The organism is Intestinimonas timonensis (assembly GCF_900626145.1).
In the GTDB taxonomy this organism is placed as follows: domain Bacteria; phylum Bacillota; class Clostridia; order Oscillospirales; family Oscillospiraceae; genus Intestinimonas; species Intestinimonas aquisgranensis.
This window is the reverse complement of record NZ_LR130842.1, coordinates 1-961: the sequence shown is the minus strand read 5'-3', so window position 1 is coordinate 961 and position 961 is coordinate 1. Positions and strand designations below refer to the sequence as shown.

Annotated in this window: 1 protein-coding gene; it reads left to right on the top strand. The window is 45.8% G+C overall.

From position 1 onward, the window contains the following. Positions 1-69: 69 nt before the first annotated feature. On the top strand, positions 70-961 hold an 892-nt coding region (locus E0E29_RS17930; RefSeq protein ID WP_165449976.1), incomplete at its 3' end, for a transposase.

The following is a 961-nucleotide window of genomic DNA, read 5'->3' as shown; positions in this document are numbered from 1 at the left end:
TGGACCTGTTGACAAAAGTCCCAAACACCCCATTCCCATGGTATAATTAAAATAAGGGAGGGATGGAGCATGATGGGACGGCAAAGCGGTCAGAAGAGTATGGTGATTCTGGATATAGCAGAATTAATTCCACGCGATCACTTACTTCGGAAAATCAATCAGATGGTTTCATTTGACTTTATCTACGATCTTGTAGCGCCATATTACCCTGCAAATGGCCGCCCATCTGTTGACCCTGTTAGTATGTTTAAAATGCTGCTGGTGGGATACCTTTATGGCATCAAGTCAGAACGCCGGCTTGTCCAGGAAATTCAGCTAAACATTGCTTATCGTTGGTTTTGTGGCTTTGAGCTTGGAGAAAAGATACCGGATCATTCTACCTTCAGCAAAACAAGAGTCCGCAAGTGGAATGAGAGCAGCTTGTTCCAACAGATCTTTCTGGAAATTGTCCGATGCTGCATGGAACAGAAATTGATAGACGGCAAAGAGATGGCCTCCGATGGCAGCTACATCCCAGCCGAAGTTTCAAGGAACAGCTGGATGGATATAGAAGTTGAAGTCGAGCAGAGCATGTTGAGCTATCTTGATAATCTGGACCAGGAGCTTGCATCACAGCCGGGATTTAAGAAGCCAGCGAGCCATACAGTCACCAAAAAGATTACAACAAGCACAACAGATCCTGAGTGTGGCTATATCCACCACGGGAGCAAACGAGGTGTGGGATACCTCATGGAAGCGACCGTAGATTGTAAATATGGGATTATTACAGGAGTAGATGTATTACCGGCAAATGAAAAAGAAAGCCTCTTGGTTTTGCGGCATTTGGAACGGCAGCAAAAACAGTTGGGCCTGTCTATGGAGAAAGTTGCTTTGGACAGAGGGTATGACACTGGTGCTGTTCACAGGGGCTTGGAACTACTGGGAATTACCGGTTATATTCCGGCCATCCGTTTTCCCAATG